Consider the following 16,039-nt stretch of genomic DNA (forward strand, 5'->3'; position numbering starts at 1 on the left):
TTTGAATACGGCAGAACACGTTCATTTCATCGGAATCGGCGGTTACGGTATGAGTGCCATTGCCCGCGTTATGCTGGAAATGGGCTATAAGGTGACCGGGTCCGATGTCGCACGTCAAGAATTAACAGAGAAGCTTGCAGCAAATGGTGCCAGCATTTATATCGGTCATCAGCCCGAGCATGTGAATGGAGCGGACTTGGTCGTATACTCTACGGCACTTTCCAAAGATAATGTTGAACGGAAAGCAGCTGAAGAGCTTAACATCCCAGTTTTGCATCGATCGCAAATGCTGGCTAGATTGATGAACGCAGGCAAAGGAATCGCAGTAGCCGGCGCACATGGCAAGACGACGACCTCTTCAATGATCGCGCTTGTTATGGAATCTTGCGGTGCGGATCCAACCTATATTATCGGTGGCGAAATCGTTAATGTAGGTACAAACGCAAAAGCGGGCAAAGGTGAATACGTCGTAGCGGAAGCGGACGAGAGTGATGGTTCATTCCTTCATTATCACCCTACGCTTGCTATCGTGACGAATATTGAGCCGGATCATCTTGAAAATTATGATGGCGATTTCGGCAAGCTGAAGGCTGCTTATGTGCAGTTTTTGCAGCAGGTGAAAGCGGACGGCAAGGCGATTGTATGCGCGGATGACGAGACGGTTAACGAATTGATACCGCAAGTATATCAAGGCAATATGAATTCATCGCAGCTAGTGACTTATGGCATTGACGGCGATGCAGACTATAAAGCTCAAAATGTTGTACTTGGAGACCGGAAGGTAACCTTTACAATGACGCATAAAGGGGCATTGCTTGGAGATGTGGAGCTGTCTGTTCCAGGCCTTCATAATGTGTACAATGCAATGGCTACTGTTATTACTTGTCTCGAAGCAGGCTTGTCCTTTGACAAAATTGCTGTTGCGATTCAATCATTTAGAGGCGCGAAACGCCGCTTCCAGGTGCTTGGGGAAGTTAATGATATTTTGGTCATTGATGACTATGCGCATCATCCAACGGAGATCAGAGCGACAATCAGCGCTGCTAAAGCAACAGGTAAACGTATTATTGCCGTGTTTCAACCACAGCGTTATACGAGGACGTTTTTCTTATTCGAGCAATTCAGCCGTGCATTCCCAGAGGCCGATGAGGTAATCATTACCGACATCTACTCGCCGGCAGGCGAATTGCAAATCGAAGGAGTAACATCCCGCAAGCTGGTGGAGCTAATCAAAAGCAACAGCAACGCGAACTCCGAGTATATTCCAACCAAAGAAGAAGTGCTTGCATACTTGACTGAGCGGGTCGCACCAGGCGATCTTGTTATCACCATGGGAGCAGGCGACATTTGGAAGGTAGCGGATTCGTTAGCGAAATCGTTAAAATCAAACCAATAAGCAGCTAATGCCCGGGATTCCATATCGGAATCACCGGGCATTTTGTATAAGCATAGGACTTTTCGTAAAAAAGGCTGTAAATAAGCCCACATAAAATTAACTTCAAAAACCGATAAAGATGAATCTCATTAGTCCAATTCCCTATCCTCATTTGCTTGTACTCACTACATAATTCACCTCTAACTTTCTAACTCTCTACCTCATTCATTCATTCATTCACTGATCTCATCAACCCACTTAAACTAGCACTAGCTAAATATCCTCATAATTAACAACCCCAATAACCTATGCTTTAAAAAGACTCCACAGCCTCCCAGCGGGACGGAGCGCACTAAACGTCATAAATCTACAATCAAAGTTTACGGACCTTTAATAATCCGTTTACGGGTCTCAGAATGCACATCAAGGTTTTAAGAAGTGCCGATCGTGTCCCAGCGGGACAGGCTTTTGTTAGTCCAATTGCGAGTCTAAGAGGATGCAGCAAGGTTTGTAGAAGCTTCCAGCGGGTCCCGGAGGGACAAAGCGCTCCAACGCTGCATGAACTGTTGGACGCCGGATGTGGTTATACGTTAGTTGAGTTGCGGGTGTCCAGAGGGTGCAACCCTTGGGGCCCTCCCTTGGAAGGGAGGGTTTGGGTGGGTTCGAAAATCATTTAATCATTTAATTTTTTAATTTTAAAATTAAAGTTTGAAATTGTAATCTCATTAAACTATAAATTTAAAACCTTTGAAGGTTTGGTAGACAACCCTCTAAGGGCATGGGTCTAAATCTCTCAAATGTCTCATAGATTAATACTAGATGAAAGGGACAAGGAGTGGATGAAATGACTCAGAAAAACCGTATTACTTATCGTTTTGACCGTAATGGCAATGGACAGTCCGTTAACGAAGAAAGCCGCAGCAATGACAATCAACAAGAGGCTCTCGATCATAAAGCAGCATCACCCAACAACTCTAATAACAATACGAATAAAATGATTTCCAAGAAAGTTGTTCCTCTATACCCATCTACAGAGAAGCATTCCGTCAGCGAAGTGAGTCCATGGAACAGTCCGTTCCAAGAGGATATTGGCGCATTGGAGCAGCTTATTAGAGATGCTGATTCAAAGACAGTATCCACTCCAAAACAGGCTCAGCCCAATCCTCCAAAAGAGAAGAAAAAAACGATAAAACCAACTTTTATGGATGATCCCTATGAGCAGCCTGAGGATCAACAGACATATGCGGAAAGGTATTCAGATAGGGATTATATGCAGGAGCCGATTCAAGCGTATGAAGAAGAGTTCGTAGAAGACGAAATCAGTATAAAAAGAGTGAACTATGCACGAATGAAACGTATGGCGGGAGCGCCATCGTGGTTTAATGTGTTTTTGTCAGTGACGGCTGCGCTTGCTACTGGAGCGCTGTTTGGTTATTTATTGTTGTCATTGTTTACGGGGGCAAGCATTTGGCCGGGGGGAGCTGGCAATAAGCCTGATTCAGTGCCCGTGATTGGAGATTCTGTCCAAGAAGGAACAGGAAAAGATCCGGTTGCAGGTGTAGGTGAGGAAAGCAAGGAAGCGGGCGTTGAAAATAAAAATGACCCTGCAGCAAAACCGGATCCGAATACTGCGATGGCTGCACTTAAAGGGCTGGATCGTTCTTATTATTTGCTGCAATTTGGAGTGTTTAGCAATACAGAGGGCAGGGATGCCGCAATGGCGCAATTGGCCGAGAAAGGGCTTGCTGGTGCTGCTATGACAAGCGCTGCTGATTATCGCGTATATGCTGGCATGGGTACAGATCGAAAAGGAGCTCAGGTTATTCGGAATATGATGCCGGAAATCGATCTTTATATCAAAGAAGTAAATATAGTAAATCCAGGAAAAATACCGTTTAAAGGCGATCAAAAAGCAGCACAATCTTTCTTCGATCAAACGGCAGTAGTCGTCCAAATGTTGGATGAATTAACATTAGCCCAGCTGGAACAGCCGACCTTATCGCCGCTTGGCGATGTTGCAGCAAATTCGTGGAAAGCCGAGCATCAAAAATGGACAGAAAACGCGGAAACGCTGCGAATAGGTATAGTAGATGCGGAAGGTAAGGCCTATTTGGATAAAATCAATCAAGCGATGAATGCGGCAGCAAAGACGATGGTAGAGTACGATAAAAAGCCTTCTCAAGCACAATTGTGGAAGACACAAGCGGAAGTTATGGAAGTGATCATTACGCAAAAAGAATGGTTTGAGAAGATCAGCGCATTGTAAACGAATAGGTTCATGCGTATAATAGTCTTAGGTGTCATTTCATGGCGAGAGGCGTTGAAAGATGAAGAAAAACGGCTGGATTCTTCTCATTTTTATCATATTTGGATTGTTGGCTGGTGCTCTAGTAGCGCGATGGCTGACTCCAGTTCCAGGCATCTCTTTTTTAACGAAACCAATCGAAACATCATGGTCACCTGCTGTCGATCTATATGTGCTCAGTTTCAACCTAACGCTTCATCTGCAATTCAGCTTGTTTAGCTTAATTGGAGCCGTAATTGCAATTTGGTTATACCGCAAAATGTAGAGCAGCAGACATTGACGTATGAAGGAAAGCATGAAGGAGCGCAGCATTCAATTTATGGAATATAAAAAATTACGCAACGAAGCGATTAGCCAGCTAGTACTGGCCTCTTCGTCACCGCGCCGGAAGGAACTGGTCGCATCGCTGGACCTTTCTTTGCCGGTTTATATTTTGTCTACTGATACGGATGAAACGATTGAAGCAGGCTGGTCGCCATCGGAAGTTGTAGAGCAGCTCAGCCTGCGCAAAGCAAAAGCAGCTATACCCCTGCTGCAACAAAAGCAGGAGGTACCAACGTCTTTAATTATTGGTGCGGACACCATTGTCGTGCTTGACGGAGATGTGCTTGGCAAGCCTGCTGACGACGAAGAGGCAAAGTCTATGCTTAGACGCCTTCAAGGCCGCTCCCATGAAGTGTATTCAGGAGTTGCTTGTGTTCTCTCTGCAAGCGGGGAAGCATTGGTTGCCCATCGCAAAACGAAGGTAATGATGAAGCCGCTTAGCGAGGATCAAATTGCTAGGTACGTTGCTACCGGCGAGCCGAGGGACAAGGCGGGCTCTTATGGCATACAAGGACTTGGAGCGACGATTGTAGAGCAAATTGACGGCTGTTATTTTAATGTCGTTGGCTTGCCGTTATCGCTTCTCTCAGACATGCTCGCTTCCTATGACATTGCTGTTTTTTAAAAGGTAACTTAATTGATTTCAATCGGATTTTTTTTCTTGAATGTGGCATGATATGAATAATTCATTTTTTTGAAGAGGCGGGATTGGGACATGTTGCCGCAACCTATGATTTTGCGTGAAGTCCCCCATGAAGAACGTCCAAGAGAGCGCATGATGAAATATGGGGCAGAAGCACTTAGCCATACCGAATTGTTAGCCATACTGCTGCGCACAGGTACGAAGCGGCAATCCGCCGTACATTTGGCAGGAGCGGTGCTTAAGCAATGCGGCAGCCTGCGTAATTTAATGGATATGAGCATGGAACAATTAACAGCCATTCGAGGAATTGGTCCGGCAAAGGCGATTCAGCTTCGTGCTGGCATTGAACTGGGAAGAAGAATTTCCCGGAGTCAGCTTGGTGAGACGGTTATTGTGCGCAAGCCGCAGGATGCTGCGGAATATGTGATGGAAGAGCTTCGCTATTTGAAGAAGGAGCACTTCGTATGTTTGTTTTTAAACACAAAAAACCATATTATTGCCCGCGAAACCTTATCTGTCGGTACGCTTAATGCATCGCTAGTACATCCTCGAGAAGTATTTCGTGCAGCTATTTCACGTAACAGCGCATCTATCATTTGTGTTCATAATCACCCAAGCGGCGATCCTACGCCGAGCCCAGAAGACATTGCATTAACGGGACGTCTAGCGGAAGCTGGACAGCTAGTCGGAATAGAAGTTCTTGACCATTTGGTAATCGGTGACGGAAGATTCGTAAGTTTGAAGGAACAAGGTCATATGTAATATAATAAAGTGATGTGGCAATTAGAAGGGAGCAAGAACATGTTTGGTGGTTTTTCGAAAGATTTGGGTATTGATTTAGGAACAGCGAATACGTTGGTATTCGTCAAAGGAAAAGGAATTGTGGTAAGGGAGCCTTCCGTGGTGGCCCTTCGTACAGATACAAAAACAATTGAAGCAGTAGGCGAGCAAGCCAAAAAAATGATCGGTAGAACGCCCGGCAACATTCGTGCTGTTCGTCCGATGAAAGATGGCGTTATCGCTGATTTTGAAACGACTGCTACGATGATTAAATATTTTATTCGACAAGCCCAGAAGCAGCGTTCTTTATTTCCCCGCCATCCAAACGTTATGGTTTGTGTGCCGTCGGGCATTACAGCGGTTGAGAAACGCGCAGTCGAGGATGCGACTAAGCAAGCTGGAGCTCGTGAGGCCTATACGATTGAAGAACCATTCGCAGCAGCGATTGGCGCTGATTTGCCTGTATGGGAGCCGACAGGCAGCATGGTAGTTGATATTGGTGGAGGTACAACTGAGGTTGCTGTTATTTCATTAGGCGGAATCGTTACGGCGAGATCCATTCGTGTAGCTGGTGACGAGATGGATGAAGCGGTTATACAATATATTAAAAGACAATACAATCTCATGATCGGGGAACGTACATCCGAGCAGCTGAAGATGGAAATTGGTTCAGCACTTCCACTGGATCGTCCGGAAACGATTGAAATTCGTGGACGCGATCTCGTATCGGGATTGCCTAAGACACTAGCGATTACATCCGATGAGATTACAGAAGCATTAGCAGATACCGTTAATGCCATTGTTGACGCGGTGAAAGTAACGCTGGAGAAATGCCCGCCGGAGTTGTCTGCGGACATTATGGACCGGGGTATCGTCCTCACAGGCGGCGGCGCCTTGCTGCGCAATCTGGACAAGCTGCTTCAAAGAGAGACAGGCATGCCGGTTATTGTTGCCGACAATCCGCTTGATTGTGTTGCGATCGGTACTGGCCGCTCGCTCGATAATATTCATTTATTTAAAGCAAGAAGCTCATCTCGTTCGAGACGCTAAGTTAGGTCCGATGGGGAAACGGATATGAAATGGGCAGGTGGTCGAGCTGTTTAAGCTAATGAGAAATAAGCGTATGTTTATGCTTATGATCGGGTTTATTTTATTCATAGCGGTCATCGGCTTCTCGCTAAGCGACCGCAAGGAATTATCGTGGCCGGAGAAATTTTTGAAGGATTCGGCAGCATACGTGCAGCAATGGTTCTACAAGCCCGCTGGTTATATAGCGGGCTTCTTCGAGGATATTAGTAATTTACGTACGATTTATGAAGAAAATGAGCAGCTGCGCCTTACAGCTGCAGCTTATTCTCGTGACAAGATTAATTACAATTTCGTAGAAAAAGAGAATGAACGTTTAAAGGCAGAACTCTCGTTCACACAGCGTCAGAAAGAGATGTACAATTATAATTATTTGATCGCACAGGTTGTATCGATCAGCAACGATGCGAATAACCGCACGATGACGATTAACCTAGGTTCCAGAGATGGCATCAAACCGAATATGGCTGTAACAACCATAGAGGGGTTGATCGGTCTCGTAAGCTCAGTAACCCCCAATTCGGCAGCCGTAACTCCAATTACAGAACTTGACGAAGCATCACCAACGTTCAACTCCATTGCTGTGACGATTATGGGTCGTGAGAATGATTCATTTGGTGTTCTGAGCAGCTACAACAAGGAAACGTCTAGAATCGTTATGACGAAAATTGCCGAAGACGATAAAATGGAATTTCAAGATACAGTTATTACATCTGGCCTAGGCGGAATTTATCCAAGAGGACTCGTTGTCGGAACGGTTGAAAACAAGCAGCTTGGCGACTTCGGACTTACATATACGGCATCGGTCAAGCTATCAGCAAGTTTTGATCATCTGACTGAGGTATTCGTTGTTCAGGTCCCTGAAATGGAGGATGCCGAGAAATGAGCTTGAACCGAATCATCCTGCTCATGTTGCTCTTGTTCGTTATCGAGGGAGCAGTGATGCCGTGGATTATTCCAGCCGGCTTCGGTCAACGGATCATTCCTCACTTTGTATTTGTAATGGTCATCTTCTCAGGTCTATATAGCAGAAGGCATCTTGCACTCATGCTTGGCATAAGCTTCGGATTGCTTCAGGATATTGTATACTTTGGTCATCTGCTTGGAATTAATGCGTTTATTATGGGTTTAATGGGTTACTTTACTGGCGTATTGCTGGAGCATCGCCGTTCAACGCTTATGATGGCGATTTCTGTTGTGGGATTTGCCTGCATTCTATATGACAGCGCCATATATTTCATTTACAAAGCATTTCGAATTACGAATGAAAGTTATGCATGGGCACTTATCGATCATATCCTTCCTAGTTTATTTTTGCAGCTGGCGTTTGCACTCTTGTGTTATGTACCGGCTCGAAAATGGTTTGAAGGGCAGACATTGGTCAAAGCAGAGAAGGATGAGGAATAAAATATTGCTGCAGGCAGGATTTTGCCCAGCTTAGCAAGAATCCATTAGGTTGGGGAGGGACGAACGTGACCGATAAGCAGCATATTATTATTAAGGGTGTAAAAGAAGGTCTCGTGTTCCTTCTCGACGATAAATGTGAATTTGCGACGCTTCTAGATGAATTGCAATACAAGCTGGAGAAGACGCATCAGCAGTTGCTCACAGGTCCCCTTGTTCACGTTCAGGTGAAGCTTGGATCCAGGCAGATTTCTGATGATGATAAAGATCGCATCAAAAACGTGATACGTTCACAAGGAAACCTAATGGTTCAATCTGTTGAGTCTGAAGCGCCTAAGATCGATCCTCAGCTCGGACAGCAACCTAATCTGCAAGTGCTCACGTCTATTATACGCTCAGGCCAAACTTATGAGCATGATGGGGATTTACTTTTAATCGGCGATTTGAATCCGGGCGGTACTTTAATGTGTACAGGTGACATATATGTGCTGGGTGCATTGCGCGGAACCGCGCATGCTGGGATTGGCGGGAGGACGGACGTGATTATAGCGACTTCACTCATGCGGCCAACTCAGCTCCGCATTGCGGATGTAATCAGCAGACCGCCAGAGGAATGGATGACCGGCGATGCCTCTATGGAGTTCGCCTTCTTAAGTGAAGGTAGAATGCAAATTGATAAGCTAGCGCAATTATTCCGCATACGGCATAATCCTATAATGTTTAAAGGAGTGTAGAATATGGGAGAAGCGATTGTTGTAACATCAGGGAAAGGCGGCGTCGGCAAGACGACCACTTCGGCGAACCTGGGTACCGCGCTAGCTTTACTTGGTAAGAAGGTTTGCATGGTTGATACAGATATTGGACTTCGCAATCTGGACGTGGTTATGGGACTTGAGAACCGAATCATTTATGATTTGGTTGATGTTGCCGAGGGCCGCTGCCGCTTGAACCAGGCGCTCGTAAAGGACAAGCGCTTTGAAGAGCTGTACATGCTTCCTGCCGCACAGACGAAGGATAAAGATTCTGTTACGCCTGAACAAGTTCGAAATATGATTTTAGAGCTCAAGAAAGAGCATGACTATGTTATTATTGATTGCCCAGCAGGGATTGAGCATGGCTTTCGAAACGCAATTGCAGGTGCTGATCGAGCTATCGTGATCACTACACCTGAGAACGCTGCGGTACGGGATGCCGATCGTGTAATCGGACTGCTGGAGCAGGAGAAAATACCAAGTAAGCTGATCATTAACCGGATTCGTCAAAATATGATGAAAACCGGTGAAATGTTGGATATCGATGAAATTTGTCAAGTGCTGGCAGTCGATTTGATCGGAATCGTACCTGATGATGAGAAAGTTATTTCTGCTGCAAACAGCGGAGAGCCGACAGTTATGAATCCGGCTTCACGTGCCGCAATCGCCTACCGGAACATCGCACGCCGCATACTTGGCGACATGGTTCCTCTCATGCTGCTTGATGAGAAGGCGGGAGCGTTCAAACGTTTCCGTAAGTTCCTCGGAATAGGATGATTACGACTTGCTTAACAAATTAAAAAAGCTGGATTGGGGAATTTTGATAATCTTAGTTTTCCTTATGATTATCAGTATCGTACTTGTCTATAGTGCAACTGCAAATAATCCAAAGTACGCAGGTCATGAGATCAAACAGCTGAAGTTTTACGGCTTGGGCTTTTTTGTAGCTATAGCAGCCACCTTATTTGATTATCGTATCGTTCTCAAGAGCTGGCATGTCCTTTATGGCATAGGGGTTACATTGTTGATTCTTGTTTATTTCTTTGGAGCGGTAATCAATGGGGCTAGAGGATGGTTTCAGTTTGGAGCTTTATCGTTTCAGCCTGCGGAAATGGTCAAAATTATACTCATTATCGGTATCGCTTATATTATGGGACGACGGCAAGGCGATCGGCTGACGCTCACCCAAGATTTGCTTCCGATTGCAGCATTTGCTTTTCTGCCGTTTATGCTCGTAATGATTCAGCCGGATCTCGGCAATGCGATCATATACGTAGTCATCGTGTTAGGGATGTTATGGATTGGGAATGTCAAATATTCTCATGTTATTACAGGGATTACAGTCGTTGTTGTAAGTCTTGTCCTTTTTGTTTCTCTGTTCAACACATTCAATCAAGAAATTTACAATTACTTGAAAGATAATGAAATGGGACATTGGCATAAAAGGATTAATACTTTCATTAATCCGGAGACGGCAACTGCAGATGACAAACACCAATCGGAAAATGCACAAATTGCAATCGGTTCAGGCGGTTTAAACGGTGACGGTTATTTGCAAGGCGATATGAAAAATGGCGGTTTTGTACCTTATCCGTATTCTGACTCGATTTTTGTTGTTATTGGCGAGGAATTTGGTTTTCAAGGCGCAGCCATCTTATTGCTTCTGTATTTCTTGCTCATATATCGGATGATTATTATTGCTTTTAAGTGTTATGATTTGCGAGCCTCGTACATTATTATTGGCATCGTGTCCATGTATGTGTTCCAGGTGTTCCAAAATATCGGAATGATGATTGGAATTATGCCAATTACGGGAATTACGCTGCCGTTTATTAGTTATGGAGGCACATCACTTCTGCTTAATATGCTGTCAATCGGACTTGTATTCAGCATTAAGGCACATCAAGAAAAATATGAGATGGCTGACTAAAGGTTAGTCAAGCTAGAAAGCTGCTTCTGAGACGGATGTTATCCGATCTTGGGGTGGCTTTTTTTTATGATTAGCTGCGCTCGCATACTTGTCTCAATCCCCACATATCCATGTATAAAGGAACAAGCTGTCCCAAGGACGATGGAAGCGGGGGGGAAACGAGATGTTAATGAAGGATAATGAGAAGCGGCGCAATCAGCATAAAAATCAAAATACAGGGGATCGGAACTCTGTGCCTTTACAAGAAGAGGACATATATTCAGACCCTCGCATGCCATACAAGCACGAATATTTTGATGAAGACGAGGCGGAGGAGCTTGATCCAGAGGTCGTTTGGAAAACCAATCCTAATCCATGGGCAAATTGGAACGAGGACAAAGGGTATGTTGATAATAGAAGATTTATAAAAGGGCCAGTTCTATCGAATGAGAACGATCCGGGATCAGGCGGCGGGAAAAATAATTATACTTTCGGCAAGGAGCTGAAATGGAAGCTAGCAGTAGCATTGCTGTTATTTGGCGCGGTATGGGCTATGTTTCGATATGATACGGAATACACGCTCAAGGGACAAGCGCTCGTAAAACAAGCGCTTACGGATGAGATTGATTTTGCAGCTGCGGCTGCTTGGTATAAGGAAACGTTTGCCGGGGCTCCCTCCTTTATTCCTATTTTTCAGGACAATCCTGAACCTGCAGTAGGCGCAGATGGAACGGTAAAGCTGCCTATCGTAACCCCATTGGAAGGAGGATCGCTTGTTCGAACGTTTGCGGAGATGCTTAATGGTATAGAGCTTGCTGGAAGCTCTGAAGCAGAGGTTGTTGCGGCAGAGACGGGGCGCGTATTGCTATTATCAGATCAGGGTACGCAAGGTTCGACTATTGTTATCCAGCATGTCAATCAGCGCGTAACCGTATATGGGATGCTTGGGAAAACGAATGTTAAAGTAAATGACTGGGTTGAGGCAGGCGATTCTATCGGCAACCTGCTGAAAGCTGAAGGTACGCAGCCAAGCCTGCTATATTTTGCTGTTAAACAAAATGATTTGTATATCGATCCCGTGGGCGTGATACCGATTGATTAAATGGAAAGGAATCCTATGGTCGGTCCATCCGTTGTTCGTTATCATTATGCTTGGGTCGGTCATGACAGGATATTTTGCCGAGCTGATTACCTTGTTTTTACTCGTGCTTGTCCATGAAATCGGCCATGTTATTGTAGCTCGGGGCTATGGCTGGACGATAAAGGAAGTAAAGCTGCTGCCCTTTGGCGGTGTTGTCGAGGTTGAGGAAGCCGGCGGCGTACCTGCAAAAGAAGAGGCAATTGTGGCGATTGCGGGTCCCTTGCAAAACGTTTGGATGGGACTAGCTGCTTGGGGCTGCGGGCAGCTTGGCATATGGGACTTAGCATGGGCGGAGTATGTATGGAAAGCAAATCTAATGATCGGCTTGTTCAACCTGCTGCCTATTCACCCGCTTGACGGAGGGAAGCTGCTGCAGGCGGCATTAAGCTACACGGTTAACTATTATAAAATGCTTGTTTGGAGCGCGCGAGTCAGCTTGTTTTTTAGTGTGCTGATGATCATCGTCTCCTTGCTTCCATGGTTAGTGTATAAGGACGGGATTCAACTCAATCTGCTCATTGTCGGCATATTTCTTGTGATGACGAACTGGACGTACTATCGTAATGTTCCCTATTTGTTTTATCGTTTTCTGATGTACCGGGAAAGAATCACGCTGCAGGCGCTGAGGCTCGGCCACATTGCAAGTCCTATTATCGTAAGCGGCAAGCAGTCAATCATCTCGGTAGCAAGGCTCTTTCAAAGGGAGCGATATCATCTGATATACATGGTGGAGTCGCACAGCAAGGAAGTCAGAGTGCTGCCGGAGCAGAAAATTGTTGAAGGCTGTTTGTCCGAAAATAATCCGAATCGTGCAGTGTCGGAACTTTTCAGTTAAAATAGATGAAAAGCGTACGGGCAGGTGATATTCAGGAATGAAGCAAATGTTGATGCACGTTAACGGTGAAATGCTGCAAACCGCTGTACTGGAAAATGGCCGCCTAGTCGAATTTTTTATGGAAAAATCAAAAGCAAGCAGTTTGGTTGGCAATGTGTATAAAGGTCGTGTCGTGAACGTGCTGCCTGGCATGCAGGCGGCTTTCGTAGATGTAGGACTAGCTAAAAATGCATTTTTGTACATTGATGAGCTGCTCCACCCTCATTTGGAAAAACAGCCAGCTGAAAAGCCGCTCATTCAAAATATGGTCAGGCCTGGACAGGAATTGCTCGTACAAGTTATGAAGGAGCCGCTGGGAGGCAAAGGCGCCCGTGTCACTACACATTTCTCACTGCCTGGGCGGTTTCTTGTTTATATGCCAAATGCCGATTATATTGGCGTTTCCAAAAAAATCAGTTCCGAAAGCGAGCGTTCGAGATTGCGAGCCATCGGCGAGAAGCTGCGTGAGCTGGAGGAAGGCATTATTTTACGAACGGCGGCTGGAGCTGAAAGCGAGCTGTCTTTGCATGCCGATGTCGCAGGGTTAAGAGAGATTTGGCAAAGCATTTCGGAACGAAGCGTGGAAGCGAGTGCGCCAAGCGAGCTGCACAGAGAAGCAGGTCTCATGCGGCGGGCTGTACGAGACACACTTACGATGGATATGGATGAAATATGGATAGACAATGCGGATAGGTTTGAGGAAGCGTCAGCACTGCTGGAGGAAATGACCCCTCAGCTTCGTGAGCGGTTAAAATGTTTTGAATCAAGGCAAGGCAATTCTTTATTTGATACGTATCGTGTGACGGAGCAGGTGACAAGAGCGTTCGAGCGCAAAATTCAGCTTACCTGCGGGGGGCACCTCATATGGGAAGAGACGGAAGCTCTGACGGTTATAGATGTGAACACAGGCAGATTTATTGGGACATCTGGCCTTGAGGATACGGTGTTCCGCACGAATATGGAAGCAGCTGACGAGATTGCAAGATTGCTCCGAGTTCGAGATGTAGGCGGCATTATTATTATTGATTTTATTGATATGGAGCAGGACAACCATCGCGAGCAGGTTATGCAAAGACTCGTAGAGAAAGCGCGCAATGATCAAACCAAATGTACGATTTTGGGCTGGACAAAGCTCGGATTAATTGAAATGACGCGTAAAAAGGCTCGTGAGAATGCTGTCCATCAACTGATCGAGCGCTGTGAGAGCTGCGGAGCGCACATAAAATGATCAGAGTTGTATAAATAGTTTAAATTTTCTTGTTGGATGAATTGATATAGCTTGCATAGTATGGTACAATCTTTGGGTGTGTGTCTCGTACCTCAGTGGAATGGGACGTACAAGTACCGCTCCGATTGGGTAAACAAGCGTTTGCGGCGCAGGCCGTAAGCCACCTGAATTAGGCGAGTCTTCGAAAATAAGGAGGTGCACCAACAATGTTCGCAATTATCGTAACTGGCGGCAAGCAATACAAAGTTCAGGAAGGCGATGTAATCTACATCGAAAAACTGGATTCTGAAGCAGGCGAAAGCGTAACGTTTGATCGTGTTTTGGCGGTTTCTAAAGGTGACGGTCTTGTAACTGGAACTCCGGTTGTTTCCGGCGCTACAGTAACAGGCAAAGTCGAGAAACAAGGCAAAGGCCAAAAAATCATCGTTTACAAATACAAAGCCAAAAAGAACTATCGTCGTAAGCAAGGTCATCGTCAACCGTTCACAAAAGTAACAATCGAGAAAATCCAAGCGTAAGAGGAATTTCTATGATAACAGTTACCTTTGTACGAAGAGCCGCTGACAGACGTATCGTATCATTTGCGGTCGAAGGACATGCTAAATATGCGAAGCCCGGCAAAGATATCGTTTGTGCGGGTGTATCAGCCATCTCGGTTGGTACCGTTAACGCGATCGAAGCTCTAGCGGGAGAGGAGCTCCCTGCCAAGATGAAGAACGGCTGGCTATCGTCGGATATTCCGACGCTTGCAGACGAGGCTTCAGACGGCCGGATGCAGCTGCTGCTGGAATCAATGGCGGTTATGCTTGACACTATTGCAAAATCATACGGCAAGCATGTCGTTATTCATGAACATCTTAATGCGTAAGCATTCGGTGCAGGTTTGTTTTGCAAGCCTCTAGTTCATGCTTACGGTGCAGCTTTGCTCACCAATCCTTTAGAAGGAGGGAATAACTATGTTGAAACTGAATCTTCAGCTCTTCGCTTCGAAGAAAGGTGTAGGTTCCACTAGAAACGGACGTGACTCACAGTCGAAACGCCTTGGCGCTAAACGTGCTGACGGTCAAACCGTATCTGCTGGAAGCATCTTGTTTCGTCAACGCGGAACAAAAATTCACCCAGGAACTAACGTAGGCATCGGGAAAGACGATACGCTTTTTGCATTAGTAGAAGGCGTAGTGAAGTTCGAACGTTGGGGACGCGACCGCAAAAAAGTGAGCGTGTATCCAGCTGTTCTTGCTCCGGTAGCTGCAGCAGTAGAAGCTTAATACAACCTTATATATGCAACAAGCCCCGGCCTGCATCGCTTGGCCGGGTTTTTTTATTCCATGGCTGATGACCGTAGGACGGCTGCGTGATATACTGGATAAGCAAGCAAAAATGCCTAAGGCGTCTCGGACGCTGAAGCAGCTTTGACGGGGAAATATAATATATTTGTTGTTATATTTTCGGGAAATACGAAGAAAGTAGGTTTAATCGATGGGACGCTTAACAACGGTGAAATATTACGCGGCGGCAACCATTTTATTGCCATGCGCCGCTGTACTTATTTGGCCCAATCAAGTGTGGTTAACTGCTGTCTTTCTCGTTTGGCTTATAGCTGTTGCGACTTACTGGATACGAACGGAACGGAAAGAGCACGCAGAGCGGACTGCGCGAACGATTCAATCGTTGCAAAACTCTGCAATACGAACTCTCAATCATCATCGTCATGACTGGATGAACGACCTGCAAGTCGTGTTTGGCTATATTAGGCTCAAAAAGCTGGATAAAGCCGCCGAGTATGTGGAGAAAATAAGTGAACGGATGGCTGTGGAGAGCAGTATATCCAAGCTGGGAGTTCCTTCACTGATTAGTTATATTCAATCGTTTCGTACGATATCGAATTCGCTGGAGTTACAAATTGTAATTAAAGGCGACATTCATTTAAACGAAATAACGGCAGATGCCGATCAAATAGCCGAAACGCTCATTCATACGATTAACGCATATCGGTTTGCGGCTAAGCCTGGCTATGGTAATGCTGCTGTTCTTACGCTGGAGCTATCGCTGGATGAGGATGCACTGTATGCAGCCTTCTATTATGATGGCGAACTAATGAATGAACAGCAATGGAAGCAAAAAATACAACAGCAGTTGGAAGGCGCGCCAATGCAGCCGATCAACTTCGAGCAGCCGTATGCAAAGGTGTTGCTGAGGGCGGAAATGCGCGCATGAA

18 protein-coding genes and 1 other annotated feature are annotated in these 16,039 nt (G+C 45.7%); all 18 genes read left to right on the plus strand.

From position 1 onward, the window contains the following. Nucleotide 1 precedes the first annotated feature (1 nt). A complete protein-coding gene (gene murC / locus AC0VYE_RS09240; RefSeq protein WP_339207856.1) occupies nt 2-1,396 on the plus strand; it encodes a UDP-N-acetylmuramate--L-alanine ligase in 1,395 nt (464 codons plus the stop codon). Between the two features lie 823 nt (nt 1,397-2,219). Then, entirely contained in the window at nt 2,220-3,641 is a 1,422-nt protein-coding gene (locus AC0VYE_RS09245; RefSeq protein ID WP_475447387.1) for a hypothetical protein, read from the plus strand. Between the two features lie 61 nt (nt 3,642-3,702). Further along, on the plus strand, nt 3,703-3,945 hold the full coding sequence (locus tag AC0VYE_RS09250) for a DUF4321 domain-containing protein (protein WP_076270861.1): 243 nt from the start codon (nt 3,703-3,705) through the stop codon (nt 3,943-3,945). A 54-nt stretch (nt 3,946-3,999) separates the two neighbouring features. Beyond that, nucleotides 4,000-4,629 carry a Maf family protein gene (locus tag AC0VYE_RS09255; protein WP_076270876.1) on the plus strand — a complete coding sequence of 210 codons (630 nt, stop codon included), beginning with the start codon at nt 4,000-4,002 and terminating at the stop codon, nt 4,627-4,629. A 90-nt stretch (nt 4,630-4,719) separates the two neighbouring features. Then, nucleotides 4,720-5,409, plus strand: a complete 690-nt coding sequence (radC, locus tag AC0VYE_RS09260) for a RadC family protein (protein WP_076270860.1) — start codon at nt 4,720-4,722, stop codon at nt 5,407-5,409. A gap of 39 nt (nt 5,410-5,448) precedes the next feature. Next, complete coding sequence (locus tag AC0VYE_RS09265) at nt 5,449-6,477, plus strand: rod shape-determining protein (RefSeq protein WP_076270859.1); 1,029 nt, start codon at nt 5,449-5,451, stop codon at nt 6,475-6,477. Between the two features lie 73 nt (nt 6,478-6,550). Beyond that, nucleotides 6,551-7,399, plus strand: a complete 849-nt coding sequence (gene mreC / locus AC0VYE_RS09270; protein ID WP_475447390.1) for a rod shape-determining protein MreC — start codon at nt 6,551-6,553, stop codon at nt 7,397-7,399. After that, nucleotides 7,396-7,920: a rod shape-determining protein MreD gene (gene mreD / locus AC0VYE_RS09275; protein WP_076270857.1), complete on the plus strand. Its 525-nt coding sequence runs from the start codon at nt 7,396-7,398 to the stop codon at nt 7,918-7,920. The genes mreC and mreD overlap by 4 nt, the downstream gene beginning before the upstream one ends. Nucleotides 7,921-7,985: 65 nt before the next feature. Then, nucleotides 7,986-8,651 carry a septum site-determining protein MinC gene (locus AC0VYE_RS09280; RefSeq protein ID WP_076270856.1) on the plus strand — a complete coding sequence of 222 codons (666 nt, stop codon included), beginning with the start codon at nt 7,986-7,988 and terminating at the stop codon, nt 8,649-8,651. Between the two features lie 3 nt (nt 8,652-8,654). Next, nucleotides 8,655-9,446, plus strand: a complete 792-nt coding sequence (gene minD / locus AC0VYE_RS09285; RefSeq protein ID WP_054027234.1) for a septum site-determining protein MinD — start codon at nt 8,655-8,657, stop codon at nt 9,444-9,446. A gap of 7 nt (nt 9,447-9,453) precedes the next feature. Further along, the gene (locus AC0VYE_RS09290) at nt 9,454-10,599 is read left to right on the plus strand and encodes an FtsW/RodA/SpoVE family cell cycle protein (protein ID WP_076270855.1); all 1,146 of its coding nucleotides are present in this window, start codon (nt 9,454-9,456) and stop codon (nt 10,597-10,599) included. A gap of 163 nt (nt 10,600-10,762) precedes the next feature. Continuing rightward, the gene (locus AC0VYE_RS09295) at nt 10,763-11,680 is read left to right on the plus strand and encodes a peptidoglycan DD-metalloendopeptidase family protein (protein ID WP_475447393.1); all 918 of its coding nucleotides are present in this window, start codon (nt 10,763-10,765) and stop codon (nt 11,678-11,680) included. Next, nucleotides 11,673-12,554: a M50 family metallopeptidase gene (locus tag AC0VYE_RS09300; protein WP_475447395.1), complete on the plus strand. Its 882-nt coding sequence runs from the start codon at nt 11,673-11,675 to the stop codon at nt 12,552-12,554. Before AC0VYE_RS09295 ends, AC0VYE_RS09300 begins: the two co-directional genes overlap by 8 nt. A 37-nt stretch (nt 12,555-12,591) precedes the next feature. Beyond that, the gene (locus AC0VYE_RS09305) at nt 12,592-13,821 is read left to right on the plus strand and encodes an Rne/Rng family ribonuclease (RefSeq protein ID WP_076270852.1); all 1,230 of its coding nucleotides are present in this window, start codon (nt 12,592-12,594) and stop codon (nt 13,819-13,821) included. 101 nt (nt 13,822-13,922) lie between these two features. Then, nucleotides 13,923-14,012: a sequence feature (ribosomal protein L21 leader region), on the plus strand. 15 nt (nt 14,013-14,027) lie between these two features. Next, the gene (gene rplU, locus AC0VYE_RS09310) at nt 14,028-14,339 is read left to right on the plus strand and encodes a 50S ribosomal protein L21 (RefSeq protein ID WP_053374798.1); all 312 of its coding nucleotides are present in this window, start codon (nt 14,028-14,030) and stop codon (nt 14,337-14,339) included. Nucleotides 14,340-14,350: 11 nt separating this feature from the next. Then, nucleotides 14,351-14,689 carry a ribosomal-processing cysteine protease Prp gene (locus tag AC0VYE_RS09315; RefSeq protein ID WP_054027239.1) on the plus strand — a complete coding sequence of 113 codons (339 nt, stop codon included), beginning with the start codon at nt 14,351-14,353 and terminating at the stop codon, nt 14,687-14,689. A gap of 88 nt (nt 14,690-14,777) precedes the next feature. Then, entirely contained in the window at nt 14,778-15,089 is a 312-nt protein-coding gene (gene rpmA / locus AC0VYE_RS09320; protein WP_076270851.1) for a 50S ribosomal protein L27, read from the plus strand. Nucleotides 15,090-15,300: 211 nt separating this feature from the next. Continuing rightward, complete coding sequence (locus AC0VYE_RS09325) at nt 15,301-16,038, plus strand: Spo0B domain-containing protein (protein ID WP_076270850.1); 738 nt, start codon at nt 15,301-15,303, stop codon at nt 16,036-16,038. Nucleotide 16,039: the final 1 nt, after the last annotated feature.

Source organism: Pristimantibacillus sp. Z349TD_6, from assembly GCF_056173205.1.

What these genes read in the sequence shown, in the direction of transcription:
- mreC (WP_475447390.1), top strand. Translation starts at nt 6,551, where the DNA reads ATGTTTATGCTTATGATCGGGTTTATTTTATTCATAGCGGTCATCGGC.
- mreD (WP_076270857.1), top strand. Translation starts at nt 7,396, where the DNA reads ATGAGCTTGAACCGAATCATCCTGCTCATGTTGCTCTTGTTCGTTATC.
- AC0VYE_RS09245 (WP_475447387.1), top strand. Translation starts at nt 2,220, where the DNA reads ATGACTCAGAAAAACCGTATTACTTATCGTTTTGACCGTAATGGCAAT.
- rplU (WP_053374798.1), top strand. Translation starts at nt 14,028, where the DNA reads ATGTTCGCAATTATCGTAACTGGCGGCAAGCAATACAAAGTTCAGGAA.
- AC0VYE_RS09255 (WP_076270876.1), top strand. Translation starts at nt 4,000, where the DNA reads ATGGAATATAAAAAATTACGCAACGAAGCGATTAGCCAGCTAGTACTG.
- radC (WP_076270860.1), top strand. Translation starts at nt 4,720, where the DNA reads ATGTTGCCGCAACCTATGATTTTGCGTGAAGTCCCCCATGAAGAACGT.
- AC0VYE_RS09305 (WP_076270852.1), top strand. Translation starts at nt 12,592, where the DNA reads ATGAAGCAAATGTTGATGCACGTTAACGGTGAAATGCTGCAAACCGCT.
- AC0VYE_RS09265 (WP_076270859.1), top strand. Translation starts at nt 5,449, where the DNA reads ATGTTTGGTGGTTTTTCGAAAGATTTGGGTATTGATTTAGGAACAGCG.
- AC0VYE_RS09325 (WP_076270850.1), top strand. Translation starts at nt 15,301, where the DNA reads ATGGGACGCTTAACAACGGTGAAATATTACGCGGCGGCAACCATTTTA.
- AC0VYE_RS09295 (WP_475447393.1), top strand. Translation starts at nt 10,763, where the DNA reads ATGTTAATGAAGGATAATGAGAAGCGGCGCAATCAGCATAAAAATCAA.
- AC0VYE_RS09250 (WP_076270861.1), top strand. Translation starts at nt 3,703, where the DNA reads ATGAAGAAAAACGGCTGGATTCTTCTCATTTTTATCATATTTGGATTG.
- minD (WP_054027234.1), top strand. Translation starts at nt 8,655, where the DNA reads ATGGGAGAAGCGATTGTTGTAACATCAGGGAAAGGCGGCGTCGGCAAG.
- rpmA (WP_076270851.1), top strand. Translation starts at nt 14,778, where the DNA reads ATGTTGAAACTGAATCTTCAGCTCTTCGCTTCGAAGAAAGGTGTAGGT.
- AC0VYE_RS09315 (WP_054027239.1), top strand. Translation starts at nt 14,351, where the DNA reads ATGATAACAGTTACCTTTGTACGAAGAGCCGCTGACAGACGTATCGTA.